The organism is Streptomyces roseofulvus (genome assembly GCF_039534915.1).
GTDB classification, from domain to species: domain Bacteria; phylum Actinomycetota; class Actinomycetes; order Streptomycetales; family Streptomycetaceae; genus Streptomyces; species Streptomyces roseofulvus.
In genome coordinates this window covers 136,231-160,227 of the sequence record NZ_BAAAWE010000001.1, presented here as the reverse complement: position 1 = coordinate 160,227, position 23,997 = coordinate 136,231, and the positions used below count along the sequence as shown (strand labels likewise).

20 protein-coding genes are annotated in these 23,997 nt (G+C 72.1%); 19 read left to right on the top strand and 1 reads right to left on the bottom strand.

Annotated features, from left to right (window positions below; all coding sequences use genetic code 11):
* Positions 1 to 9 precede the first annotated feature (9 nt).
* The 18 genes from ABFY03_RS00780 (at position 10) to ABFY03_RS00695 (ending at position 19,672) form a co-directional block, all read left to right on the top strand.
* A complete protein-coding gene (locus ABFY03_RS00780; protein ID WP_346168797.1) occupies positions 10 to 660 on the top strand; it encodes a hypothetical protein in 651 nt (216 codons plus the stop codon).
* Positions 657 to 3,305 carry an ATP-binding protein gene (locus tag ABFY03_RS00775; RefSeq protein ID WP_346168796.1) on the top strand — a complete coding sequence of 883 codons (2,649 nt, stop codon included), beginning with the start codon at positions 657 to 659 and terminating at the stop codon, positions 3,303 to 3,305. Before ABFY03_RS00780 ends, ABFY03_RS00775 begins: the two co-directional genes overlap by 4 nt.
* Positions 3,302 to 3,712, top strand: coding sequence for a hypothetical protein (locus tag ABFY03_RS00770; protein WP_346168795.1), 411 nt, complete (start codon positions 3,302 to 3,304; stop codon positions 3,710 to 3,712). The genes ABFY03_RS00775 and ABFY03_RS00770 overlap by 4 nt, the downstream gene beginning before the upstream one ends.
* Positions 3,709 to 6,165: a hypothetical protein gene (locus ABFY03_RS00765; protein WP_346168794.1), complete on the top strand. Its 2,457-nt coding sequence runs from the start codon at positions 3,709 to 3,711 to the stop codon at positions 6,163 to 6,165. The genes ABFY03_RS00770 and ABFY03_RS00765 overlap by 4 nt, the downstream gene beginning before the upstream one ends.
* On the top strand, positions 6,162 to 7,292 hold the full coding sequence (locus ABFY03_RS00760) for a C40 family peptidase (RefSeq protein WP_346168793.1): 1,131 nt from the start codon (positions 6,162 to 6,164) through the stop codon (positions 7,290 to 7,292). Before ABFY03_RS00765 ends, ABFY03_RS00760 begins: the two co-directional genes overlap by 4 nt.
* On the top strand, positions 7,289 to 7,957 hold the full coding sequence (locus ABFY03_RS00755) for a hypothetical protein (RefSeq protein WP_346168792.1): 669 nt from the start codon (positions 7,289 to 7,291) through the stop codon (positions 7,955 to 7,957). The genes ABFY03_RS00760 and ABFY03_RS00755 overlap by 4 nt, the downstream gene beginning before the upstream one ends.
* 230 nt (positions 7,958 to 8,187) lie before the next feature.
* Positions 8,188 to 8,784, top strand: coding sequence for a hypothetical protein (locus tag ABFY03_RS00750; RefSeq protein WP_346168791.1), 597 nt, complete (start codon positions 8,188 to 8,190; stop codon positions 8,782 to 8,784).
* Positions 8,778 to 9,665 carry an ATP/GTP-binding protein gene (locus tag ABFY03_RS00745; protein ID WP_346168790.1) on the top strand — a complete coding sequence of 296 codons (888 nt, stop codon included), beginning with the start codon at positions 8,778 to 8,780 and terminating at the stop codon, positions 9,663 to 9,665. Before ABFY03_RS00750 ends, ABFY03_RS00745 begins: the two co-directional genes overlap by 7 nt.
* A 67-nt stretch (positions 9,666 to 9,732) precedes the next feature.
* The gene (locus ABFY03_RS00740) at positions 9,733 to 10,437 is read left to right on the top strand and encodes an SAF domain-containing protein (protein WP_346168789.1); all 705 of its coding nucleotides are present in this window, start codon (positions 9,733 to 9,735) and stop codon (positions 10,435 to 10,437) included.
* On the top strand, positions 10,437 to 11,279 hold the full coding sequence (locus tag ABFY03_RS00735; protein WP_346168788.1) for a CpaE/TadZ family protein: 843 nt from the start codon (positions 10,437 to 10,439) through the stop codon (positions 11,277 to 11,279). The genes ABFY03_RS00740 and ABFY03_RS00735 overlap by 1 nt, the downstream gene beginning before the upstream one ends.
* Positions 11,280 to 11,439: 160 nt before the next feature.
* On the top strand, positions 11,440 to 12,786 hold the full coding sequence (locus tag ABFY03_RS00730) for a TadA family conjugal transfer-associated ATPase (RefSeq protein ID WP_346168787.1): 1,347 nt from the start codon (positions 11,440 to 11,442) through the stop codon (positions 12,784 to 12,786).
* A complete protein-coding gene (locus ABFY03_RS00725; RefSeq protein ID WP_346168786.1) occupies positions 12,786 to 13,691 on the top strand; it encodes a type II secretion system F family protein in 906 nt (301 codons plus the stop codon). The genes ABFY03_RS00730 and ABFY03_RS00725 overlap by 1 nt, the downstream gene beginning before the upstream one ends.
* Positions 13,688 to 14,569, top strand: coding sequence for a hypothetical protein (locus ABFY03_RS00720; protein WP_346168785.1), 882 nt, complete (start codon positions 13,688 to 13,690; stop codon positions 14,567 to 14,569). The genes ABFY03_RS00725 and ABFY03_RS00720 overlap by 4 nt, the downstream gene beginning before the upstream one ends.
* A gap of 55 nt (positions 14,570 to 14,624) precedes the next feature.
* A complete protein-coding gene (locus tag ABFY03_RS00715) occupies positions 14,625 to 14,861 on the top strand; it encodes a hypothetical protein (protein ID WP_346168784.1) in 237 nt (78 codons plus the stop codon).
* A gap of 23 nt (positions 14,862 to 14,884) precedes the next feature.
* A complete protein-coding gene (locus ABFY03_RS00710; protein ID WP_346168783.1) occupies positions 14,885 to 15,307 on the top strand; it encodes a TadE family protein in 423 nt (140 codons plus the stop codon).
* The gene (locus tag ABFY03_RS00705; protein WP_346168782.1) at positions 15,304 to 15,777 is read left to right on the top strand and encodes a TadE/TadG family type IV pilus assembly protein; all 474 of its coding nucleotides are present in this window, start codon (positions 15,304 to 15,306) and stop codon (positions 15,775 to 15,777) included. Before ABFY03_RS00710 ends, ABFY03_RS00705 begins: the two co-directional genes overlap by 4 nt.
* On the top strand, positions 15,774 to 16,259 hold the full coding sequence (locus tag ABFY03_RS00700; protein ID WP_346168781.1) for a pilus assembly protein TadG-related protein: 486 nt from the start codon (positions 15,774 to 15,776) through the stop codon (positions 16,257 to 16,259). Before ABFY03_RS00705 ends, ABFY03_RS00700 begins: the two co-directional genes overlap by 4 nt.
* 8 nt (positions 16,260 to 16,267) lie before the next feature.
* Positions 16,268 to 19,672 (top strand): LysM peptidoglycan-binding domain-containing protein, encoded by a 3,405-nt coding sequence (locus tag ABFY03_RS00695; protein WP_346168780.1) that lies wholly within the window; start codon positions 16,268 to 16,270, stop codon positions 19,670 to 19,672.
* Between the two features lie 199 nt (positions 19,673 to 19,871).
* On the opposite strand, the gene ABFY03_RS00690 is transcribed toward ABFY03_RS00695, so the two are convergent.
* Entirely contained in the window at positions 19,872 to 20,957 is a 1,086-nt protein-coding gene (locus ABFY03_RS00690; protein ID WP_346168779.1) for a helix-turn-helix domain-containing protein, read from the bottom strand.
* A 255-nt stretch (positions 20,958 to 21,212) separates the two neighbouring features.
* Here ABFY03_RS00690 and ABFY03_RS00685 point away from each other — a divergent pair, with 255 nt between their 5' ends.
* Positions 21,213 to 23,756: an FG-GAP-like repeat-containing protein gene (locus ABFY03_RS00685; RefSeq protein ID WP_346168778.1), complete on the top strand. Its 2,544-nt coding sequence runs from the start codon at positions 21,213 to 21,215 to the stop codon at positions 23,754 to 23,756.
* The last annotated feature ends 241 nt before the right edge of the window (positions 23,757 to 23,997 follow it).

The window sequence follows — 23,997 nt, the reverse complement described above, 5'->3', positions numbered from 1 at the left end:
CCAGCCGGCATGAGCGCAACTCCCGCCGGGCCGGCGGCCCGCGTCGGCCGCAACTACACCAAGGCCCGTACCCACCCGTGGGTGCTGGGCAAGCTGGGCGACTTCGTCCTGTGGTTCGGCCCGTACAACACCGGCCAGCTGGTCATCGCCGCCGTCGGCGTCCTGGTCCTGATCAAGACGTTCGGCTGGTGGTCCGGGCTCGGGCCCTTCCCGCCCCTGGGCCTCGGTGTCCTGGTGTGGGCAGCCCGGGCCCAGCGGATCGGAGGTCGCGCCCCGATGTGGGTGCTCTACGGGCTGCTCCGGCGGGCGCTCCAGCCGAAGACGGGCCGTCTCGGCGGCAGGACCGCTCGCCCGCCCCGGGCGCGGCACCTGGCCGGGACCGTCCTGATCGAGCACACCGCACCGGCCGCCGAGCAGCTCGACGCCGGGAAGCGGCCGGCCCGCGCCGTCGGCGCGGAGAAGGAGCCCGCTTCCCGGCCGGCTGCCTGTCCCGAACGCCGGCGTCGTCGCCCTAACACCCGGATCACGGGCCCGGTACCGGCCGCTCCCACCCCCGACACATCCCCGGCCGGGGTGCTGGGTGGGGGAGCGGGCCCGGCCCCTACTCCCTTGCAGCAGATGCTCCATGACCGAATGAAGGCGAAGGCAGAGAGCCGATGAAGCTTCCCCTGCGGCACATCGTCGACCACCTCGTGTGGTCGACCAGCGGCACCGTGTGGGCCGTGTGGTCCCTCACCGCGGCCGGCTCCCGCTACATGCCGGACCGCACCCGCGAGCAGATCACCGCCCAGGTCACCTCCCTGGTGCGGTCTCTGCCCGGCCGGGCCCGCCTGTTCGGGCTGTGCGCCCGCATCGACGCCAGCGAGGTCGTCAAGGCGACGCTGGACGGGGTCGACTACCGGCGGCACGACGCGTGGGCGGAGGTCGCCGAGGCGCAGCTGCGGCTGCTGGCGGGTGAGGACCTCGACGAGCCGGTGGACATGCACCGGCGCACCCTGTGGCTGGCCGTTCCGCTTCCTGTGCTGGGCGGGCGGGGCCAGTGGCAGGCGACGGCCGGCACGGCGTGGTCGGAGCTCGCCGGGCTGCTGGGGCTGCCGCCGGCGCCGGTCAGTGCCCGGGAGGTGGCCGAGTACCGGGAGCGGGCCGCGCAGGTGGAGAGCGAGATCTCCGGCGGGATCGGACTGCGGCAGGCGACGCCTGCGGAGATCGTGTGGATGCACCAGCACGCCGTCGGCCGCGGCCTGGACACCGAACTCCTCGGCGAGGCCGAGCGTTCCCCGCTGCGCGGGAGCCGGATGACGGGCGGGGTGCTGCGGTCCCCGTCGCACGCCGATCTCGGCTACGCCCGCCTTCTGGAGGGCGGCAGGCCCGCCGACACCCTGGACGGGGGCCGGGGCAAGGCCGGTGGGCGGGGGAGCGGCGGCATGCTCGGGAGCCTGGCCGGCAGGCGCTGGCTCCAGGTGGACTCGACGGCCGGCACCTCCTATCAGGCGCACCTCGCGCTCGCGGAGATGCCCCGCAGCTTCACCGCCGCCGGCGGTGAGTTCTTCGCGGAGCTGGAGCGGATGCCGTTCGCGGTCGACTGGGTCGTCGACCTGACCACGGTCACTTCCGAGAAGGTCGTGGCGGCGGTGACGAAGAAGAAGCGGGACCTGGTCGACCAGGCCGACCAGTACGCCGCCCGCCGCGCGACCGGCCTTCCCGACGCCCTGCACGACGCCGCCGACGACCTGGGCGACCTCGGTGCCCGTGCCTCGCGGTCCAGTGTCGAGGTCGAGGTGCAGTCCGTCACCGCGCTGACCGTCTGGGGCACCACCCCCGCTGAGTGCGACCAGCGCGCCGCAGCCCTCCAGGCCCGCCTGAAGGGGGCGAACTACCGGCTGGTGCGGCCGGTCGGCGGCCAGGACGAACTGTTCACCCTCGGCCTGCCCGCCGCCCCCACGCCGCCGGCGGTCCGCCAGTACGTCCAGCACGAACTGGGGGAGGACTGGGCGATGCACGGAGCCCTGTACGGGCAGTCGTTCGGCGACCCGACGGGGGCGATGGTCGGCTACTCCCAGGACCTCGGGACCATCTCCCCGGTCCTGCTGAACATCGCCGACGCCCCCGCCCGCAACGCCTCCGCCTCCTTCGCGCTCGCCGGCGACCTCGGCGGCGGCAAGTCCACCCTGATGAAGCTGATCACCGGCTCGGTCGTCGACCGAGGCGGCCGCGCGATCGCGATCGACCGCACCAAGTCCCGCGAGTGGGCCCGCTTCGCCCGCGCCGCCGCCCCCGGCCGCTGCCAGGTCGTCGACGCCGCCACCGCCGACATGTCCATCGACCCCCTGCGCGTCTTCACCGACCCCGACATCGGCGCCCGCTACGCCCTGTCCTACCTGACCGTGCAGCTCGGCGTCGGCGCCATGACCGAGCACGGCGCGCTGCTGAAGACCGCCGTGAAGCAGGCAGCGGCCGCCCCCAACCGCTCCATGGCGCTCGTCCTGGACGCCCTGGAGGAGATGGCCCAGGAGGACAGCGCCCGCGGGCAGCGCGCCGGCGCGCTGGTCGAGTGGCTGCGGGTCGCAGCCGACGAACCGCTCGCCGCGGCCGTCTTCAACCCCGACCTGCCGCCGCTGGACCTCGCCGGCGATCTGACCTCCGACTTCGTCGTCATCACCACCACCGGCCTGACCCTCCCCCCGCGCGAGGCCGCGACCAACCCCGAACTCCTGCGCGCCCAGCCCCTGGAAGCCCTCATTGGCCGCGCCGTGCTGTACCTGATCGCCGCGATCGCCCGCGAGACCGCGTTCACCGACCCCCGCTTCACCCTCCTGCCCCTGGACGAGGCGTACTGGCTCACCTCCTCCGCCGAGGGCCAGGCACTGATCGACGAGATCGTCTACGACGGCCGCAAACACGGCGCCGGCGTCGGCCTCGGCTGCCACGACGTCCTCGAACTCGGCACCTCCACCACCCAGGGCCTGCTCGCCTACCGCTTCCTCGCCCGCACCGCCGACCCCGTCCTCGCCGCCCGCGGACTTTCCTGGCTCGGCCTGCCCGGCGACGACGAGGACCTGCTGCGCATGGTCACCACCGACCTCTCCCCGTACGGCAAGCCCGAACGCGCCGGCGAGTTCCTCGCCCGCGACCCCCGCATGAACATCGGCCGCTTCAAGGTCCTCATCCCCAACCTCGCCCGGATCACCGACGGCATCTACACCACCCCCACCGGCCCGGCCACCGAAACCGCGCCCGACCCCTCCCGCTACGAACCCGCCACTTTGGCCCTGCCAGCGCAGGCCGCCACCGGAGGCACCCGATGACCGACACGTTCGCCCAGCCCTCCCGCACGGCCCGCATCCGCCGTCTGCTCACCACCCTGCTGCTCACCGCCGCGCTCGTCGCGGCGGTCGCTGCCGCCAACACCACCGCCAGCACCGCCGATGACGGCTGGTGGCCCCGCACCGGCGACGCCTTCACCGCCACCGCCACCGTCACGCCGCCCGATGCCGGCGCGCCCGCCGGGCCGCTGCCGGCGGCCTGCGGCGTCGGCCTCGACCGCACCACCTGCACCCACCCCGCGGCCGCTGACGAGCAGGCGCCGGTGCTGGCAGCGCCGGTCACCCCGAGCGTCTGGACGACCGCCCTGCTCCTGCTGCCCGTGGCCGCCGGCCTCACCGTCGTCGCCCGCACCCGCCCCCGCGATCGAGCCCGGAAGGCTAAGCGATGACCCGCCTTGCGCTCCTGACGCGCCACCGGGCCGTCGTCGTCACCGCGGCGACGATGCTGCTGTGGGCGGCGGGGGAGGGGATCGCCGCGGCCGCCGACCCGGACGCCGCCGGGGGAGGAGTTCTCGGCCCGCTGAACATGACCTCCTCCGAAGGCGTACCTCTGGAGCGCTACGAACTCGACCCGATGGAGCAGGCCCAGGAGGCACAGGGCGCCCCCGAGGACCAGGACCCCGGGTTCATGCCCACCAGCACCGACAGCATCGGCGCCATCGTCCGCAACTTCCTCGCCTCCGGGCTCTTCGCCCTGTCCCGCACGGTCACCGGGTTCGCCTGCTGGCTGATCGACCGCGTCTACCACTTCCCGATCATCGACAAGCTCACCGCACCCGCCCAGCGCATCGCCGACGCCTACGAACAAGACATCATCGGCCCGCTCGGCATCGCCGGCATCACCCTGGCCTGGGCGTTCGTGTTCGGACTCGTCATGGTGATGCGCGGGAAAGTCGCCCGCGGCGCAGGCGAACTCCTGCTCTCGCTGCTCATCTCCGCGATCACCGCCACCACCCTCGTCCAGCCCGCTGTCCTCCTCGGATACGAAGGCCCCGTCCAGCAGACCCAGCGCGCCGCGCTGGAAGCCGCGGTCATCACCACCAACGCCGGCAACGCCGGCCCGAAGGTCATCACCGGACCCTGCGTCCACATGCACGGCGAGGCCCGGGACTTCTGCCTCCGCCAGGAGCGGGAACGCGCATCCGACGCCGCCGAGCGCGAGCGCATCGAGCGGTGCGAAGTGCTGGTGGCTCAGGCACGCGAGATGTGCCTGAGCGGCGAGAAGGCGGTGAACCCCGCCGATGTCTCCAAGCCCATCACCCGAACCCTGACCGACACCCTCGTCGTCGAGCCCTACATGCTGCTTCAGTACGGGCGCATCCTGGAGAAGGACGATCCCCTCTACCCGGCACACCGGCAGCTGATCGCACCCGACAACAACAATCTCCAGGCGTGCAGCAAGCTCAGCCCGTGGGCCAAGCGGGCCTGCGAGGACAGCGCCCGGCGGACCAACGCTGGACTCAACGCCCTGGAGAAGGCCGGACCTGACGGCAAGGCAGCCGTCGACCGGATGCTGGAAGCCGACTGGGACAAGGTCCTCGGGGCCCTCCTCGTCCTGATCGCCGCGATCATCATCGTCCTCGTCGTCGCCGTGATGGCCCTTGCGCTGATTGCCGCACAGTTCGGCTGCGTGATCGCCGCCATCGGCGCTGTCGCCGTCTTCCCCCTCGCCATCCTGCCCGGACCCGGCCGCGGACTGCTGTGGAAGTGGTCCGGCTACCTCGCCGGCAGCATGCTCGTCCTCGTCACCACCGCCATCTTCATCCCCCTCTTCGGCATCGCCGCCCACGCCGTCCTCGCCGACAGCAACAGCGCCCTCCTGGAACGCCTCCTCATCCTCGACGGCCTCGTCCTGACTTCCCTGATCATGTACAAGCGGCTCGTCCGGGCCAGCCGCGCCGCCGGCGCTGGCCTCGCCCGCCGCATGAGCTACGCAAGGATCGGCGGCAGCCACCTCATGGGCGGCCCTGCTGCCGACACCGCCGCCGCGTTCTCCGCCCTCGGCCTCGGCAGGGCCACCGGGTCTCCGGCGCACGCCGCCTTCCACAGCCGCGCAGGCGTCGTCTCCCAAGCGTCCCCCGCAGCACGCGGCGCCCTGGCCCCCTTCCGGCTCGGCTTCGCGGCAGCGCACACGGTCCTCATCGGACCGAAGCGCCCGCGCGTCGAGCCCGCCGCCGTCGGCCCCGACGGCAAGCCCCTCCCGGCTACGTCCGCCACACCGCGCAAGCCCGCCGTGGGCCCCGACGGTAAGCCACTGCCGGCCACCACGCCGCGTACCTCGCCACGCCGCACCGAGGGCGCCGGGTCCGACGGACGGCCGCTGCCCCAGACCGCCCCCGCTGGCGCCCCGGCTCGTGGTGTGGTGCCAGCCGGAGCCCGACTGGAGGCCGCGCTGCGAACCACCCGCTCCGGCCGTGCCCTGGTCGCCGCCTCGAAGGTCGCTTACCACTCCACCATCGGCCTGCCCGCCGGATGGAACCGGCTCGCCCGCACCAGCAGCGAGCGCGCTGTGGCTCTCGGCGCTGAACTCGGTCGGCAGCGCCGCCACTATGCGGCCGCCCACCAGCGCTGGCGCTCCGACACCCGCGCCGGACTCGGCCTGGGACGCACCAGCCGCACCTACCCGGCCACCGATCCGGCCGGCACCTCCCGCCGCTCCCGCAGCACCACCCGCCCCACGGGCACCCCGCCCGCCGGCGACGGCCTGTTCCGCGACTCCGAATCCACCAGCCCCTCACACCCGCGCGCCACCGAACCGGTCGCGGCCCTGCCGTACTTCCCGCACAACAACCCGCCGGTCCCGCCGGCCACGCCGTCCGTACCGCCTGAGGAGGGCTCGTGACCGCTCGCCGTCTTGGCTGCGGAACGGTCCTGCTCGGGTTCCTCGGCATCCTGCTCATCGTCACGCTCTTCGCCGTCGCAGCCCAGCAGCAGGACCGCCGGCCGGTCGCCCCGCCGATCGAGGCAGTCGGCGAGGCGTCAGGGATCCCGTCCCGGATGCTCGCCGCCTACCAGAACGCTGCCAAGCGACTTCCCGACGAGGTCACGGAATGCCGCGGCATGCGGTGGCCGATCCTCGCAGGCATCGCCCGTATCGAGTCCAACCACGCGGCCGGCCGGACCGTCAGCGAGAGCGGCGACATCAGCCCGCACATCCTCGGTCCCCGCCTCGACGGCTCCGGCGCCGGCGGCAACGTCACCGCCTTCCCCGATACCGACCAGGGCCGCTTGGACGGCGACACCGTCTACGAACGCGCCGTCGGACCCTTCCAGTTCCTGCCCTCCACCTGGAACGGCTCCGGCCGCGACGCCAACGACGACCACGTAGCCGACCCCCACAACGCCGACGACGCGGCGCTCGGCGCCGCCGTCTACCTCTGCGGCCGCGGCCGCAACCTCGACGACCGCGACCAGCTCCAGGCGGCGATCTTCCAGTACAACCACTCCCAGGCATACGTCGACGACGTCCTGGGCTGGATTGACCGCTACAGCCAGATGACCACCGGCACCCTCCCCATCGGCCAGCACGCCACCGGCAACGCCCGCACTGTCATCGAAGCCGCCCTCGCCCAGGAAGGCGTCCCCTACTCCTGGGGCGGCGGCAACGCTAACGGCCCCAGCACCGGCATCTGCTGCTCACCCAGCGGCAAGAGCGGCGTTCACATCCGCGGCTTCGACTGCTCCGGCCTCGCCCTCTACGCGTACGCCCAGGTCGGCATCAACCTCCCCCGTGTCGCATCCGCCCAGGCAGGAGCCGGCCGCCGCATCCCCGCCTCCGCCGGCGTCGGCGCCCTGCGTCCCGGCGACCTCGTCTTCTTCGCCTACAACCCCTCCGACGACTCCACCATCCACCACGTCGGCATCTACCTCGGAGACGGAAAAATGATCAACGCCCCCCGCCCCGGCACACAGGTGCGCACCGAAGCCCTGTGGGACGACGGCTTTGCCGGAGGGACCCGCCTCCTGTGACCACCCACCCCATCCCCTCCTACGCCCGCCCGCTCCTCCTCGGCCTGGCACTCCTCGCCGCAGGGACCGTCGTACTCCTGCACGGCGGGCCCGCCGGATCCGGCGCAGCAGAAGACGCCTCCCGGCCCCCAGCCGTGCGCACCGCCCCGCCTGCCGCAACTGCCTACCGCCCAGCCACCGGCCCCAGTGCGACGAGCCGCGCAGACGGCAAGGGCCCTGCCACTCCGGGCCGGACCGCAAGTGTCCCCGCCGCTGCGGGGCCGGCCGCGAGCCCCGTACAGGGGGCGAGCGACCAGCCAGTCTCCGGCGACGGACCCGCCGGCGACCACGCCATCCAGCGCCTCCTTGACCGCACCGCCCCCACCGACCTCCCGCCCGCGACCGCCCGCCAGCTCGCCGACCTCGCCACCCGCGTCTGGATCGCCGAGACCACCGGCAACGGCCGCACCGCATGGCCCGCCTACTTCACTGACACCAGGCTGCGCGCCCCCTACCACGATGTCCGGGTCCAGGCCGCCGTCGCGTACAGCGCGGCCGGAGAAGACGACCGCGCCGAGGTACGCCTGGTGTGGGCTGGCGCGGACGCGGCGGGCGAGTTCCGCGACGGCCGCACCGCCCGTGTCCTGCTGGAGCATCACCACAACGAGTGGCAGCCCGTCCGATGACCCACACACCACCGTCTCGTTATTCCGCCGGTTTCCGTACCGATTCCAGCAGCCCCTTTTCGAATGAATCCGGCCGTGATTGCCGAAAGTCTGTCAAGTCCCCTAACCGGCTGTGTAGTTGGATGCGCCGTTGCGTAATGTATGGCGCATATCCTGCGGCCACATCATCGCCCCGAAGCGGGCTTCGCGCAGGTGGGGGCACACGACCGCATATGCCACGGGAGGCGAGAATGACCCGCACACTCCACCGGAAGCAGTGGCGGAAAATCACATTGGCGTGCGCGACCGCCGTCCTCGCGGTGGGCTGCACCAGCAATGAACCGGCCTCGCCGAAGCCGCCCGCCACCACCCCCGCCCCCACCACCCAGGCACCCGAACCCACTCAGAGCCCGACGCCTGCCGACCCGGCCGAAGCCGCGAAGAAGGAAGCGATCACCACCTACCTCTCCCACTGGAAGGAGGTGGAGAAGCGCTACGCCGACAAGACCCACAAGGCCGGTGACCTGAAGAAGTACGCGGCCTCAGCGGCGCTGTCCCAGTTGGAGCTGGACACCAAGCGGATGGTGGAGAGGAACACCATCGCTGTCGGGAAGGTCACCGTAGGCAACCCGACGGCCGTCAGCGCGGACATCAACCGCAAGATTCCGAACGTCGTCATCTCCAGCTGCCTGGATATCTCCCAGTGGCAGGTCCTCGATGCGGACACCAGCAAGCCGGTGTCCCTGCCGAAGGAACGGCTGCTGCGGTACGTCATCAAGGCGACCGTCGAGAAGTGGCCTGAGGGCTGGCGTGTGATCCGTGACGAACCGCAGGACAAGAAGTGCTGACCCGGAACCGCACAGTCGCAGCGGCAGGCGCTGTGCTTGGCGTCGTTCTCATCTCTGCGGTCCCAGCCCAAGCAGACGACCCCAAAGGGACGGTCGGCGGTGACTGCGGTCCGTTCTTCTGCCGTGTCGAGGTAGACGTCCCTGCCTCGAACGGCGGTGGCTCAACGAGCGGCGGCGGGACCTCGGGCGGAACGAGCGGCGGCGGGCAGGAGAAGCCTGCTACTCAGCCGGTCTGCACGTACAAGAAGCTCGATCCCCAGCCGCCCGCGAGCAGTCTCGACTGGGAAGAGCACGAGCCCGGCGACGGTGCCGTGTACGAGGAGACGTGCACCTACGACAATGGGCTGACGGAGTTCGCCGAGGTGCGCAACGTCTGGCGCGCGACGCCTCCCGCCGCGGTCGCGGTCGATCCCGCAGTCCTGGCTCAGCAGGCGCTCGACCAGATGCTGCTGCGGGGCCCCGACATCGGGATCGTGCCGAAACCCGGCGGCATGGGCCTGGTCGGTATGCCCGTCTACATGTGGACCGAACGCGGACCCGAAACCTACGGCCCCAACACGGCTTCGGCGTCGGCCGGCGGCATCACGGTGAACGCGACGGCGAAGGTGCGGAAGATCGTGTGGCAGATGGGCGACGGGAAGACCGTCACTTGCACCACCCCCGGCACCCCGTACAAGGCCGCGTACGGCAAGAAGCCGTCCCCGGACTGCGGCCACCGCTACAGCCAGCCCTCGACTGCCGGCTCGTATCACGTGGTGGCGACCTCGACGTGGATCGTCGACTGGCAGGCGACGACCGGCCAGTCCGGGCAGATCACCCAGACCCGGCAGAGCGCGGTCGATATCCGCGTCGGCGAGCTCCAGGCCGTCGGCAGCGGCTGACGCCACTTTCCGCCCGACTTCTCTGTTCCTGCACGTTCTCGTTTCCTTTCAGGAGAGGCGAAAGACCGTGAGCAAGACCGCTGTTCCCCCGGCTACCGCCGGGCAGGTGCCCGCGCAGCAGGGGCCCCCGCAGATCCCTGGTGCCGTGGTCGGGTTCCGGGCCCGCCGCCGGCGTCCCGGCATGTACGCGCTCGCCATCGCGCTGATTGCGGCCGGCGGCAGCGGCGGGTTCCTGGCGTTCCAGGCGACGGGGGAGCGGACCCCGGTCCTCGCGGTCGCCCGCAGCGTGCAGGCCGGCGACGTCATCAAGGACGCCGACCTGATCGAGGCGCAGGTCCAGCTGGATCCCGCGCTCAAGCCGGTGCTCGCCGCCGAGCGGGACAAGGTGGTCGGCAAGCGTGCCGCGGTCGCTCTCACCCCGGGCTCGCTCCTTACTCAGGGGCAGGCCACCGCCCGGACGCTGGTGAAGCCGGGGGAGCGGCTGGTGGGGATCGGGCTGAAGGCGTCGCAGATGCCCGCCACGCGTCTGTCCCCAGGGGACAAGGTGCTGGTGGTGGCGACCCCGGCCGAGGGGCAGATCGCCGGTGAGGACGGCAAGCGGCCAGCGCCGGTGGAGATCGCGGCCCGGGTGGTGAAAGTGGGGGAGAAGCAGGCCACCACCGGAGACACCGTCGTCGATGTCGCCGTTCCTTCCCAGTTCGGTTCGCAGCTCGCGGCGCAGGCCGCGACCGGCGATGTCGCTCTCGTCGTCGATTCGCCGGGGGGTTCGTGATGGCCGTCATCGCCCTGGCCGGCCTGCCCGGCGCCCCCGGCGTGACGACCACCGCGCTCGCGCTGCTGCGGACGTGGCCGCTGGAGGAAGGCCGGCGGATGGTGCTGGCCGAGTGCGACCCGGACGGCGGCGCCATCCTCGCCGGAGCCTTGCGCGGCGAGGCCACCGCCGACCGGGGCCTGCGCAACCTGACGCTGTCCTCGCGCACCCAGGACCTGGTCGACGCGTTCTGGCCGCAGCTGCTCCTCCTGGACGACGGCGGCAAGCACAGCGAGCGCAACAGGCTCCTGCTGCCCGGCCTCACCTCCCCCGACCAGGACCCAGGGCTCGGACCCGTGTGGTCACAGCTCGCGGCACTGTTCACCGGCATCGAGAAGCACGGCCACGACGTCCTGGTCGACCTCGGCCGCTCCGGCGCCTACGGGCCCTCCGGCATCCTGGCCCTGCGCGCCGACGCCGTCCTGCTGGTCGTACGCGGCACGCTGCGCAGCTTCCACGCGGCCGCCACCCGCATCAAGACCCTGCGCGCCCAGATGGACGACGAACCCGGCCGCGGTGCCGGCGCCCTCGGTCTCGTTCTCATCCAGGAAGGCCCCTACGGCGTGCGGGAGGCAGAGGCCGAGCTCGGTGTCCGGGTGGTGGCGACCCTGCCGTACCGTCCCGAGGAGGCGGCCGTGCTGTCCGACGGCGCGCCGGAGAGCGCCAAGTTCATGCGGTCGAAGCTGATGAGCGCGGCCCTCGACGCGACCACACCGATCCGGCAGCACGTCGCCACCCGCCGCGCCCGGCTGGTCTCCCCGCTCCAGCAGCGGCTGCTGAACGGAGCGGCTGGTGCGAGCTGAACCCATCCACCCGGCCCCCGTTCCCCAGCCCGCGCGGACCGCGCCTGTCCATGACCCGCGCCACCCCGGCCGGCCCACCACGGCGTATGGGCCGCTGGCTGCCTACAGGCCGCCCGCGCCTGGCATCGCACCGGCTGCGGGCTTCGGGCTCGCACCGCGGGTGAAGGTCGACGCGAAGGCGGCCGGCGAGATGAAGCGGCGGGTCAATGACCAGCTGCTCGCCGAGGCGAAGCTGAATCCGGCTCTGGCCGGCAGCAAGGTGCGTCAGCAGCGGGCCCGTGCCCTGATCAGTGAGCAGGTCGCCGTCTGGGGAGACGCCGCCCGGCAGGTGCGGGTGGTGACGCCGGCGGAGGAGGAGCAGCTCGCCGCGCTCGTCTTCGACATGCTCTTTCGTTCCGGCCGGCTCCAGCGCTACCTGGACGATCCGGCGGTCGAGGACATCTGGATCAACGGCCATGACCGGGTCCACCTGAAGTACTCCGGCGACGGCGAGCCGGTCGAGGCCGACCCGGTCGCCGAGTCCGAGGAGGAACTCCAGGAACTGGTACGTGACCTGATCCGCAACAGCGGCCAGTCCGGCCGCACGTTCTCCACCGCGAGCCCCGACGTCGCGCTGCGCCTGCCCGACGGCTCACGCCTTCAGGCCCTGCATCCGGAGATCACGGGCGAGCGGACCTTCGTCACGATCCGCCGCCACCGGCTCCTCAACGCCACCCTCGACGACCTCGTGACCGCCGGGGCCATGGACACCACCATCGCGTCGCTGCTGCGCGCCTGCGTCCGGGCGCGGCGCAACGTGATCGTCGTCGGTGAGCAGAGCAGCGGGAAGACGACGCTGATGCGCGCGCTGCTGCGGGAGATCCCGCAGCACGAGCGGTTCGGGACGATCGAGACCGAGTTCGAGCTGTGGGCCCATCAGAACGGCTACCACACCCAGGTCGTCCCGATGGAGGCCCGAGAGTCCAACGGGGAGCGGGTTGACGGCCGCGCGGTCGGCGAGATCACCCTGCTGGACCTGATGTACCGGGCGAAGCGCATGTCGCTCAAGCGCGTCGTGGTCGGTGAGGTCCGCGGCCCGGAGATCACCGCGATGATGCAGGCCCTGACCAGCGACCGGCCCGGCTCCATGTGCACCATGCACGCCTCCGAGCCGCACGTCGTCTTCGACCGCATCGCCGAGCTCTACCTCCTGGCGCGGGGCAACTTCTCCGAACAGCTCGCCTACCGGCAGATCGCCAACGGCCTGCACTTCGTCGTCTTCATGTCCGTCGACGAGTCCGGCCCCGCACCGCGCCGTCTGGTCTCCCACATCTGGGAGATCACCGGCATCGGCGAGAACGGCCGCCCCGCCTACAACGAGATCTTCCGCCCCGTCTCCGAGGCTGACCTGCGTGCCGCACCGGCCGCGCCGCTGTCCCCGCGCTCCCGGCGCCGCCTCGAACTCGCCGGGTTCGCCTCCCACCTCCTCGACCAGCCCGGCGCCCACGCCTGGACGGGGGGAGCGTGATGGGAGCCCTGTGGTGGACCCTGTGCGGCGCCCTCATCGCCGGCGGCGTCCTGGCCGCGATCGTCGCCACCATCGGCACGACCGCCCCCAAGGCGCCCGGCCGCACGGCCCGGCTGCGGACCGTGTGGACCGGCGGTCCGGGAGGGCAGCGGGAAGCGGCCCGCCGCCGCGCCCTGCTCACTGCCGCCGCCGTCACATTCGTCGTGGTGTGGTTCGTCTCTGGCGTCTTCGTTGCCGCGCTGCTGCTCGGCGCCGGAGTGGTCGGTGTTCCGTGGCTCCTCGATGCCGGGGCCGGCGGCAAGGCGCGGATCGTGAAGCTGGAGGCGCTCGCCGAGTGGACCCAGCGTCTCTCCGAGATCCTGCGCCTCGGACCCGCACTGGGGCAGGCCCTGGTCACCAGCCGGAAGAACCCGCCGGCCGCGCTCGCCGACGAGATCGCCGAACTCGCAGACAAGATCAAGGCCGGATGGTCCCCGGATGAGGCCCTGCGCGATTTCGCCGGCCGCCTCGACGACGTCATCGCCGACAAGGTCTGCGCCGCTCTCATCCTGTCCGCCGTCGACCAGGGCCCCGGCCTTGCGCAGGTCCTGGAGGACACCTCCGCCCAACTGCGCGAAGAGGTCGCCACCCGCCGCAAGATCGAGGCCGACCGCGCCAAGTCCCGCACCGCGATGCGCTCCATGACCCTGATCTGCGCCGGCCTCGTCCTGGTCGGCTTCCTCATCCCCTACACCGCCCCCTACGCCACCGCCCTCGGGCAGCTCGTCCTGGCCCTGCTCGGCGCGGCGTTCGCCGCGGTGCTGTGGTGGACGCGGAAACTCGCCACCCACACCCCCGTCCCGCGGTTCCTGGTCAATGACCCGCGCAGCCGCGTCAAGCAGCCCCAGCCGGTGGAGGGCCCGTGAGCCAGACCGTCCTCGTCGCCTGCGGCGCCGCCGTCGGCGGCGGCATCGCCCTCCTCGTCCGCGAGGTCCTCCCCTCAGCACCACGCCTCGGTCCCGCGCTGCGGCGCCTGAACCCGCCCCCCGCCCGCCCCGGCCAGCAGCCCACCACCCCCACGGCCTCACCGCTGGGCGGGGCGTGGGCCGGACGGCTCGCCGAGCGCCTCAAGCTCCCGCGCGCCGACCTCGACCTGCTCGCCCAGTCACCCGAGCAGTTCGTCACCAACAAGGTCGCCCTCGCCCTGCTCGGCCTCCTCGTCCCGCTCGTGCCGGCGATCGGGTGGGTCCTGATGGGCCTGTCCGTCCCGCTGTTCATCCCCGGCATCGCCGGCGTCCTGCTCGCTCCCGTCCTGTGGCTCGTCCCGGACTGGGCAGTCAAGACCGAAGCCGCCAAGGCCCGCACCGAGTTCGCCCACGCGGCCGCCGCCTGGATGGAACTGGTCGCCAACCGCGTCATGTGCAACCGCGCCCCCGACCAGGCCCTCGAAGACGCCGCCCGCATCGGCCAGGGCTGGGCCTTCGCCCGCATCCAGGAAGCCCTCCTGCGCGCCCGCACGGAGAAGTCCTCGCCCTGGGCCGCGCTCGACGAACTCGGCACCCAGCTCAAGCTCCCGGTCCTGTCCGAGACCGCCGACATCATGCGCCTGTCCGCCGACGACGGAGCCGCCGTCTACGCCACGCTGCGCAACCGCGCCAAGGCCCTGACCAACGAGCTGCTGACCGCCGACGCCGCAAGGGCGAACGCCGACAGCGAGAAGCTCCACACCCCCGCCGCGCTTCTGGCCGTCATCGCCATGATCGCCATGGCGTTCCCGGCCGTCCTCAACATCTTCTCCATCTAACCGACCCCAGAGCCCCGTCACACAAAAGGGGCCACCGACCGGAAGGAACACCACCGTGAAGAGCCCGCTCCTCTACGCCCAGGCCGCCCTCACCACCGCGGCGGCCGCCGTCCGCTGGCGCCTGGAACACCTCGCCAAGGAGGTCAAGGAAGGAGACGACCGCGGCGACAGCCCCATCTCGACCGTCGTCATCATCGTCGCCGCCGTCGCCGGCGCCCTCCTCATCGCCGGCGGACTGGCCGCCGCCTACGCCCGCGCGAACGGCAAGCTCTCCGGCATCCTCGGCGGCTGACCGACGAGGGACGAGACGCCACCATGCCCCTCCACCGCCGCCTCCTGCCCGCCCCGCACGACCGGGACCGCGGATCCGCCCCCATCCAGGTGGCGATCATCTTCCCGGTCGTCATCCTGCTCATCTTCGGCATCGTGCAGGGCTTCGCCATCGCCTGGGCCCACAACGCCGTCGCCACCGCCGCCCGCGAAGGCGTCTCCGCGGGCCGCATGTACGGGGCCGGGCCCGGCGACGGCGCCGCCAAGGCCCGCAAGGCCGCCGCCGACCTCGGCGGCAACCTCCTCACCGGCGTCTCAATCTCCACCGCCGGCACCACCCGCGACCGCATGAGCATCCACGTCGAAGGCCAGGCCGTCTCCCTCGTCCCCGGCCTGAAGAGCATCTCCGTCAGCTCCTCCGCGTCCGGCCCGATCGAGCAATGGACCACCGCAGGAGGCAGCCGATGACCCGGCGAGACCCACGCCTGCCTCGACTTGCAGGGAAGGGTGACCGTCTGCGGGGAGACCGGGGCGACGTCGCGATCGAGGCGGTCGTCGTCGTCCCGCTGCTCCTGGCGCTCGCGCTGGTCGTCATCGCCGGCGCCCGCCTGTCCCTGGCCGGGCAGACCGTGGACGCCGCCGCACAGGCAGCCGCCCGCGCCGCCTCCCTCGAACGGACCCCCCAGGCGGGGCAGTCCGCCGCCCAGGCCGCGGCCGCCACAGTCCTCGCGCAGGACGACCAGCCCTGCACCTCCAGCAGCGTCCGCGCCGCCACCAGCGGACTCGGCACACCCCTCGGAGAGACATCCACGGTCACCGTCACCGTCTCCTGCCGCGTCCCGATCGGCGACCTCCTGCTCTTCGGCGGCGGCCCCGGAGTGCGGACCATGACCGCCTCCTTCACCTCCGTCGTCGACACCTACCGGGGACGCCGATGACCACCACCCACCACCCCGAACCCGAGTCCCGAGCCGAACCCTCCCCCCGCCCCGCGCGCTGTGGCCGGCGGTTCGCGGACGACCGGGGCGGCATCTCCCCGTTCGTCGCCATCATCACCGTCCCCCTGCTCCTGCTCGGCGGCCTGTTCGCCGTCGACGCCTTCGGCGTCTCACGCGCCCACGAACGCACCGACGCTGCCGCCACCGAAGCCGCCCGCGCCGCAGCCCAGGCCATCGACCCCGCCAAAGCCGTCACCGGCGGGGGAGTCGTCGCCGAACCCGCCGCCGCGTCAGCCGCCGCCCGCGCCTACCTCAACCGGGCCGGCGTACGCGGCACCGTCACCGTCACCGACGGCGGCCGCCGCATCCAGGTCCACGCCACCGGCAGCTACCGCGCCCGGTTCGTCCCCAAGACCTGGACCGTCACCGCCACCAGCACCGCCACGCTCCTGCACGGCATCACCCGACCCGAGAAGGACTAACCCCGCCGATGCCCGCATCCCGCTCCCTCGCCAGACGCCTCCCGCGCGCCCTGGTCAGCCTGGCCGCCCTGGCCGCGGTCACCGCCGGCCTCCCCTGGGTCCTCGCCCAGGCCACCGCCTCCCTCTGGGGCCCGGGCATCGACGCGCTCACCCACCTCCTCACCCGCACCGACACCGGCGCCGCGTTCCTCCTCGCCCTGGTCATGGTCGGCTGGATCGCCTGGGCCACGTTCATCACGTCGCTGCTGGTGGAGATCCCCGCCCAACTCCGCGGCCGCACCGCACCCCGCCTGCCCGGCCTGCGCCTGTCCCAACGCGCCGCCGGCACCCTCGTCAGCGGCATCCTCGTCCTGTTCGCCTCCAGCACCATCGCCTCCGCCGCCCCCGCCCTCGCAGCCACCCCCGCCGCGACCGCACCCGCGGTCACCGCGGCCGCCGTCCCGGCCCCCGCCCACACCGACACCGCTCCGACAGCCGCGAGCGTCGAGAAAAAGACCGAGCAGACCTACACGGTGCGGGCGGTGCGCCCAGCGGAAAGCCTGTGGTCGATCGCGGAAAGGCTGTACGGGGACGGCGCCCTGTACACGAAGATCGCTGACGCCAACGAGGGCCGCACCATGGCCGACGGCGCCGTCTTCCACGCCGACGCGCCCATCCGGCCCGGCTGGACCCTGCGCCTGCCCGACACCCCCACCGTCGACGACGTGCCCACCCCCGCCCCGCAGACCTCCGCCTACACCGTGACCGCCGGAGACACCCTGTGGGAGGTCGCCGAGGACCAGCTCGGCGACGGCGACCGCTACACCGAGATCTTCGACGCGAACAAGAACAAGCCCCAGGCCGACGGCGGACGTCTGACCAACCCCAACGACATCCGCACCGGCTGGAAGCTCACCATCCCCCACACGGCCACCCCCACACCGCCGGCCGAAGCCACACCCCCACCACCGCGCACCGGCAACGCCACCCCACACAAGCCCGCCGACACCGCGAAGCCAGCACCGGCACCGGCACCGGCAAGGAACACTCCCGCGCCGGCGACCACCACCCCGGCCCCCACCCACACCGCAGCCCCTGCCCCTGCTGCGCCGGCCGCCAAGACCCCGGCGCCGGCCGCGTCCACCGACGCAGCCACCGCGACTCCGTCAGCCGTCCCGTCCCCGGCCAAGCCCGCGCCCGCGCCCGCCGCCGAGAACGAGGACGCAGACAGTGCTCTGCTGTCCGAGACGGCGGGTATCGGGATGCTCGCCGCCGGCAGTCTCCTCTCCGCACTCGCCACCCTGCGCATGCTCCAGCGACGCCGCCGCAAGCCCGGCCAGCTCCCCGCACCCGTCGACAACGAAGCCGCCGAACAAACACTCCACGCGGCCGCCGACGCAGGCAGCCTCGAACTCCTCGACCTCGCCCTGCGCACCCTCGCCCGCACAGCCCCCCAGCAGGGGTTCACACTCCCGCCGGCAAACGGCGCGAAGATCACCGCCAGCGGCGTGGAACTCTTCTTCCCCGTACGGGGCCGCGCCGACGACCAAGTAGCAGACGGCCTGGGCCCGCCGGGAGAGAACTACGCGATCACCCCGTTCACCCTGACCGCCCCGGGCCACTGGGTGCTGGACCGCACCCAGCCGCTCCTCGACCCCGACGAGGCCGTGGACGTCCCAGCCCCCTACCCGGGGCTGGTCACCCTCGGCACCGACCCCGACGGCAACCACCTCCTGATCAACCTGAACGTCTCCCGCGTCCTCCTCCTCGACGGCACCCCCACCGCCGTACGCGACACCGCCCGCGTCCTCGCCCTCGAAGCCGCCACCAGCACCTGGAGCGACCACGCCGAGATCATCACTGTCGGCCTCGGCGACGAACTCCCCGCCCTCCTCCCCCAGAACCGGCTCCGCACCGCCCCCGACCTGGCCTCAGCCCGCGCCGACCTCGCCGAACTCCTCCTGGAACAACGCCAAGAGGCAGACAGTGACAACGCCCCGGTTCGCATGCCGTGGACCCTGGTCTGCGCCGCCGACATAGAAGAGGACGAGGCCAAGCTCCTGGCCGACACCCTCACCGCCGCCCGAGAACTGCCCGTCGCCCTCATCCTGCCCGCCCAAGGCACAGCCGGCGCCTTCGGAGCCTTCGACGACGCCGTCCAGCTCGCCGTCGGCACCACTCGACCTCAGCACGTCGAGACCCTCGGCGCCGACCTGATCGTCCAGTCCCTCCCCGAAGCCGACTACCAGGCGTTCGTCGACCTGCTGCGCCAGGCCGACCGGCCGGCCCAGCCCGCTGAAGAACCCTGGACCCAAGTCCCACCCAGTCCCGTCGCGGTGGCCGTCACTGCCCACGGGGGCAGCAACAGCCCTGCCGACCCCCCGCGCACCCCGTTCGCCGCGTTCACCGCCACCCGCCCTCTCGCCCCCGTCCCCCCACTGCCCACAGGGCGGGACGGCGACCAAGAGCCCGAGAAGGAGACGGCCCAGGAAGGCAGCGAAGCCAGCCCGGCCGTCACCAACGGCACCGGTGACACGGCCAAGACCACCAGCACCGGGGAGGGGGAAGAGAAGAACGAGAACGCCGTCCCGCCACAGGCGGACAACACCGCCCCGCCCACCCGCCCCGCAACACGGCCGGTGCCCCAGCCGCCGGCCGCCACCACTACAGACCATGACAGCGGCGTGGACGACCCGGGCGACGCGGTCGACCTGCACGCCCCCGAAGTCCAAGTCCTCGGCCCAGTCGCGGTCACCGGCATCCAGGCATCCGGCCACGGCCCGAAACTCGCCCAGCTCGCCGCCTACCTGTACTTCAAGCCCGGCCGGCCCGACACCGTCCGCGAGGCGATGGACCCCCACAAGCCCTGGGGCGCCAACACGCTCCAAGTCCGTATCTCCCAGCTCCGCAGCGGCCTCGGCGCCGACCCCGACGGCACCCTCTACCTCCCGCGCGACCGAACCGGGATCTACAAGCTCTCACCGAAGGTTCGGTGTGACTGGGACCGTTTTACGCACCTCGCCGAACGCGGCCTGAGGAAGGGCCCCTCCGCAGGCATCCCCGACCTCGAAGCCGCCCTCGCCCTCGTACGCGGAGTCCCTTTCGGCGGCACCCCGCCGGCCTGGGCCGCCGTCCACCACCAGGAGATGCTCGTCCGCATCATCGACACCGCCCACACGCTTGCCGACTGGCACCGGACCGGGCCCCGCCCCGACCTCGACGCCGCCCGCCGCGTCATCCGACAGGGCCTCGGCATCGACGACAGCGCCGAACTCCTCTACCAGGACTGGATGCGCATCGAGGACCAGGCCGGCAACCACACGGCTGTCCGCACCGCTTATGAATCACTCCTGACCATCAACCGCCGCCTCGACGTCAGCACAGAACCCGAGACCGAAGCGATCTACGAGCAGATCGTGCGCCGTACCGCCTGAGCCGCCGACGTCAGGCCACCAGCCGTCGTCAACGAATCCGTCGCCCCCGGCCGCGAGAGGTCGCTCGATCCGGTCATCCACCCGCCGAACCCCGCGGGCTCGCCCCGATGCCCACTACCGTGGACGCACGGAGGGAGAGCCGACTGGTCGTTGGCCCCTCACTCCGCCCGTGCCCCGTTCCTCGGAGCGGGGCACAACGCTATGTGGGGGTGGTTCCTGCGCTGGCGCGCCCGCCCGCGAGGGGTCTGGGGCTTGCGCCGCGCTTGTTGCGGAGGGCGGCGGGTGTCGTCCCGTACCAGCGTTGGACCGCTCGGCGCAGGGCGCGGGCGTTGGCGTAGCCGCTTCGGGTGGCGATGGAGTCGATGCTGAGATCGGTGGTTTCCAAGAGCCGCGTGATGTGTGTCTGGCGCAGGGATTCGAGCTCGCCGCTCCACGTGGTGGCGTGCTCGTCGAGGCGGCGCTGGAGAGTTCGGGTGCTCAGAGCCATGCGTCGTGCCACCGTGGCCAGGGTCGGGGTGCCTTCGTTGTGGGCCGAGGCCAGGGTGGTACGGAAGAGACTGAGCCAGTCGTGCAGAGGTATCGCTGTGGCAAGGATCTGATCGGCGTGTCTTCGTAGCACGGTCGACAGGCCCGGCTGGGTGTGGTGGGAGGGGGCCTTCAGGTCTGCGGCAAGGAACGTGATCGAGTTGTCGGGGGCGTCGAAGTCGATCGCGCGCGTGCCGTAGAGCTCGGCGAGGACGTCGTGCCGCCGGGGAGCACGGACCGCCAGGGCGACGCGGACGGGTACGAGGGCGCGGCCCGCTGCCTGGCTGAGCCGCTGTCGATAGATCCCCAGCGCGTACGCGCGTATCGCGCAAGCGGCCTCGTGGGTGACGTCGGCCTGGTTCCAATGGCTGATGGTGACGTGGTCGCCGTTCTCGGCAACGTGCAGACCCTCCGTCGCAGTGTCGACGACGGTGCCGAAGTAGGTCGATGCGTCCCGGATGCCTGCGAGCGGGGTGGGGGCGGCGGTGATCAGGTAGTCCCAGACGCCGAGGGCGCCGACGTGTGACTGCCGTGCGAGCAGCACCGCCGTCTCAGTCCACGGGACGTGGACCGAGGTCAGGTCCGCGAGGCGCCCGGTGGTGGAGGCGGGGATGCGGTAGGCGTCGCCGTGGAGGTGTTCCGGCGCCAGGCCGATCAGGTGCGCGTAGCCGTTCGGGTCCGCGCCGACCATGCGGATGACTTGGACGGACAGCCGGGTGAGGGCGGACGAGGTCGTCCCCGGATGCGAGTGTGAGAGCACAGGGGCAGAGCATAGAGCAGCGGGAAATCCCAGGTGATTGCCGGTGCGAGGCACGTAGGGTCCCCAACTTGGCGCCGTCGGTCCCTTGGTGGCGCGTGTGGTCCTCCATTGGCGCGAGGTGTCCCTGGAGCGGTGGTCGCGGCGGTCCTAGCGTGAGTCGCAGGCCCGCGCGTGTTGCCTCCGGGCGGGCACGGGGCACTGTCGCGGACATCGCGAGGCCCTGGTACACCGCTTCCTTCGGAAGGACACGATCAGGTGCACACGCGTGCCACCAGAATGGGCGTCACGGTGATGACCGTCGCCGCCCTCACCATCCCGGCGACCGGTCATGCCTTCGCGGCACTGACGGCGCCCGCCGAGGCCGCCGAGGCGGTGATGCCGTACGCCTTCGAGGACGGTGCGTATCCGAACGCCGCTCAGATCGAGGCGGACAAGGGCATCAAGTTGATCCGTGGCGACGGCAATATCGTGCTCGCGGAGTGTGATCTCGACACCGAGCAGATACGCGTCCATGTCGTCGGTCCGCCGGTGAACATGCAGGACACGTACTGCTTCGACTCCAGGGCCGCCACGGGCCGGCTGACCTTGGACCTCAACCGGGCCTTCTGGATCGACGCCGCCGACCAGCCCATGAGCGCTACCCTCGCCGGCGAGGACGGCACCACCAAAACCATCACCATCGCCAAGGACGGCTACACGCCGGTCGGCGAAGGCGTGCAGGGCGGTGTGCGCAGCCGTCTGGTCGAGCTCCGCGTCACCGGCCCCAGCGGCGCCGCACCCGCGCCGTCTGGAGAGTCCAGCCACCCGTTCGCCGCCCGCCTGGAGATCGGCGAGGGCGACTCGTACCGGTCCTGCTCCGCCGCGCTCGTCGACCCGCAGTGGGTACTGACTGCCGCGTCCTGCTTCACCCGCGGGTCCACGCAACTCGCGCCCGGCAAGCCGGCGGAGAAGACCGTCGCCACCATCGGCCGCGCCGACCTCAACACCTCGGGCGGCCATGTCGCCGAGGTCGTCGACCTCGCCCCCCGCAACGGCCGCGACCTGGTCATGGCGCGCCTCGCCACCCCCGCCACCGGCGTCACCCCCGTCGCCATCGCAAGCACCCCGGTCGTGCAGGGCGACACGCTCACCGTCCCCGGCTACGGCCGGACCAAGACCGCGTGGTCGCCGCTCAAGCTCCACACCTCTACCTTCACCGCCGGTGCGGTCACCGCGAACGAGGTGAACCTCACCGGCGGAACTGCGGTCGATCTGATCTGTAAGGGCACCGCAGGCGCCCCGCTGCTGCGCGTCACCGACGGAAAGCCGGAACTCGTCGGCGTCAACAGCCGCTCCTGGCAGGGGAGCTGCCTCGGCACCGACCCCGCAGAGACCCGCGGCGAGGCGATCGCGGCCCGCGCCGACGGCGCCGTGCTCGGCTCCCGCCTCACTGCCGGCCAGCGTCTTCTGCCCGGCGAGACCCTCGCATCTGCCTCCGCCAAGCTGACGATGCGCCCCGACGGCAACCTCGTCATCACCTCGAACGCGGGCAAGACCCTGTGGTCCACCGGTACTACCGGCACCGGGGCGACCGCCCTGCTCGACGCCACCGGCAACCTCGTCGTCCGCAACGCCGCCGACACCGCGAACCTGTGGGAGGCGAAGACCACCGCCGCAGGCGGCGCCGCCGTCCTCACCGACCGCGGCAGCCTCACAGTGCACACCGCGCAGGGCGTCTCCCAGTGGTCCAGCGGCACCGTGGTCCGCAACGACTTCAACGGCGACGGCTACGCCGACATGAGCAACTGGTACGTCTACGCCGACGGAACCGACGCCATGCACCTGTTCGAGGGCACCACCGACGGTTCCATCGCCGCCCCGCACTCCTCCATGGCGCGTACGGCCACGGACCAGTGGGACCTCGCCGACATGAAGAAGGTCTCCGGCGACTTCAACGGCGACGGCATCGCCGACGTCGCGGTCATGAACCGGTACGACAGCGAGACCAAGCTGTGGACGTTCCTAGGCAAGACCAACGGCGCGTTCGAGGCCCCGTTCGCCACGTGGACCGGTCCGGTCGCCTCCTGGCAGTGGGAACGCGCCGTGCTGCACTCCGGTGACGCCAACGGCGACGGCCGCGACGACGTCATCGCCTGGTACGAGTACTCCGACACCAGCGACGCCCTGTTCACCTTCGTCGCCAACCCCCAGGGCGGCTTCGGCACCCCGGTCAAGAGCTGGACCTCCACCACCTGGACCCGAGCCATGGGCAAGACCGTCACCGGCGACTACAACGGCGACGGCCGCGACGACATCGCCGTCTTCTACGACTACGCCGGCGGCGCCATCAAGGTGTGGACGTTCCTTGCCCAGGCCAACGGCGGCTACGCCGCACCCTTCGCCGGATTCGTCCACGACGGCTGGGGCGACTGGGCCGCCACCAACGTCCACTCCGGCGACTTCGACGCCGACGGCCGCGACGACCTCCTGTTCTGGTTCGACCACCCCGACGGCCGGGACATCGCCTACGTCCTCAAGAGCAACGCCAACGGCACCTTCGTCGCCCCGCGCGCCGCGCTCACCATCGCCGCCGGCAGCATGACGTACTCGTCGATGAAGACGGTCGTGGGTGACTACAACGGCGACGGCCGCGACGACATCGGCGCCATGTACGGCTACACCAACGGCACCGTGAAGATGCTCACCTGGCTCACCAAGCCCGACGCGACCTTCGACCCCGTCAAGGTCAGCTGGTCCACCACCACCGCCGGCGCCTGGTCCTACGCCAGCACCCACTTCATCAACCGCCACAACGGCTGACACCGGGACCCGAACCAGCCGACCGAGTCGTCACAGACTGCGCGACGCAAGCGTGCGGCGGGACCCAGGTGCTCCCCGGGTCCCGCCGCGTGCCCGAGGTGCCGTGGCCACGGCACCGCCGAAGAGAAGAGAAGCCGGTGAAACCAACACCCCACGGGCCGATCCGCCCGGGAAGAATCAGGCGCGCGCTACGCGCCTCAGCGTTCGGCACGCTCCCGATCGCCCTCGTCCTGGGCTTGCT

What these genes read in the sequence shown, in the direction of transcription:
- ABFY03_RS00780 (WP_346168797.1), top strand. Translation starts at nt 10, where the DNA reads ATGAGCGCAACTCCCGCCGGGCCGGCGGCCCGCGTCGGCCGCAACTAC.
- ABFY03_RS00775 (WP_346168796.1), top strand. Translation starts at nt 657, where the DNA reads ATGAAGCTTCCCCTGCGGCACATCGTCGACCACCTCGTGTGGTCGACC.
- ABFY03_RS00770 (WP_346168795.1), top strand. Translation starts at nt 3,302, where the DNA reads ATGACCGACACGTTCGCCCAGCCCTCCCGCACGGCCCGCATCCGCCGT.
- ABFY03_RS00765 (WP_346168794.1), top strand. Translation starts at nt 3,709, where the DNA reads ATGACCCGCCTTGCGCTCCTGACGCGCCACCGGGCCGTCGTCGTCACC.
- ABFY03_RS00750 (WP_346168791.1), top strand. Translation starts at nt 8,188, where the DNA reads ATGACCCGCACACTCCACCGGAAGCAGTGGCGGAAAATCACATTGGCG.
- ABFY03_RS00735 (WP_346168788.1), top strand. Translation starts at nt 10,437, where the DNA reads ATGGCCGTCATCGCCCTGGCCGGCCTGCCCGGCGCCCCCGGCGTGACG.
- ABFY03_RS00725 (WP_346168786.1), top strand. Translation starts at nt 12,786, where the DNA reads ATGGGAGCCCTGTGGTGGACCCTGTGCGGCGCCCTCATCGCCGGCGGC.
- ABFY03_RS00710 (WP_346168783.1), top strand. Translation starts at nt 14,885, where the DNA reads ATGCCCCTCCACCGCCGCCTCCTGCCCGCCCCGCACGACCGGGACCGC.
- ABFY03_RS00705 (WP_346168782.1), top strand. Translation starts at nt 15,304, where the DNA reads ATGACCCGGCGAGACCCACGCCTGCCTCGACTTGCAGGGAAGGGTGAC.
- ABFY03_RS00700 (WP_346168781.1), top strand. Translation starts at nt 15,774, where the DNA reads ATGACCACCACCCACCACCCCGAACCCGAGTCCCGAGCCGAACCCTCC.
- ABFY03_RS00695 (WP_346168780.1), top strand. Translation starts at nt 16,268, where the DNA reads ATGCCCGCATCCCGCTCCCTCGCCAGACGCCTCCCGCGCGCCCTGGTC.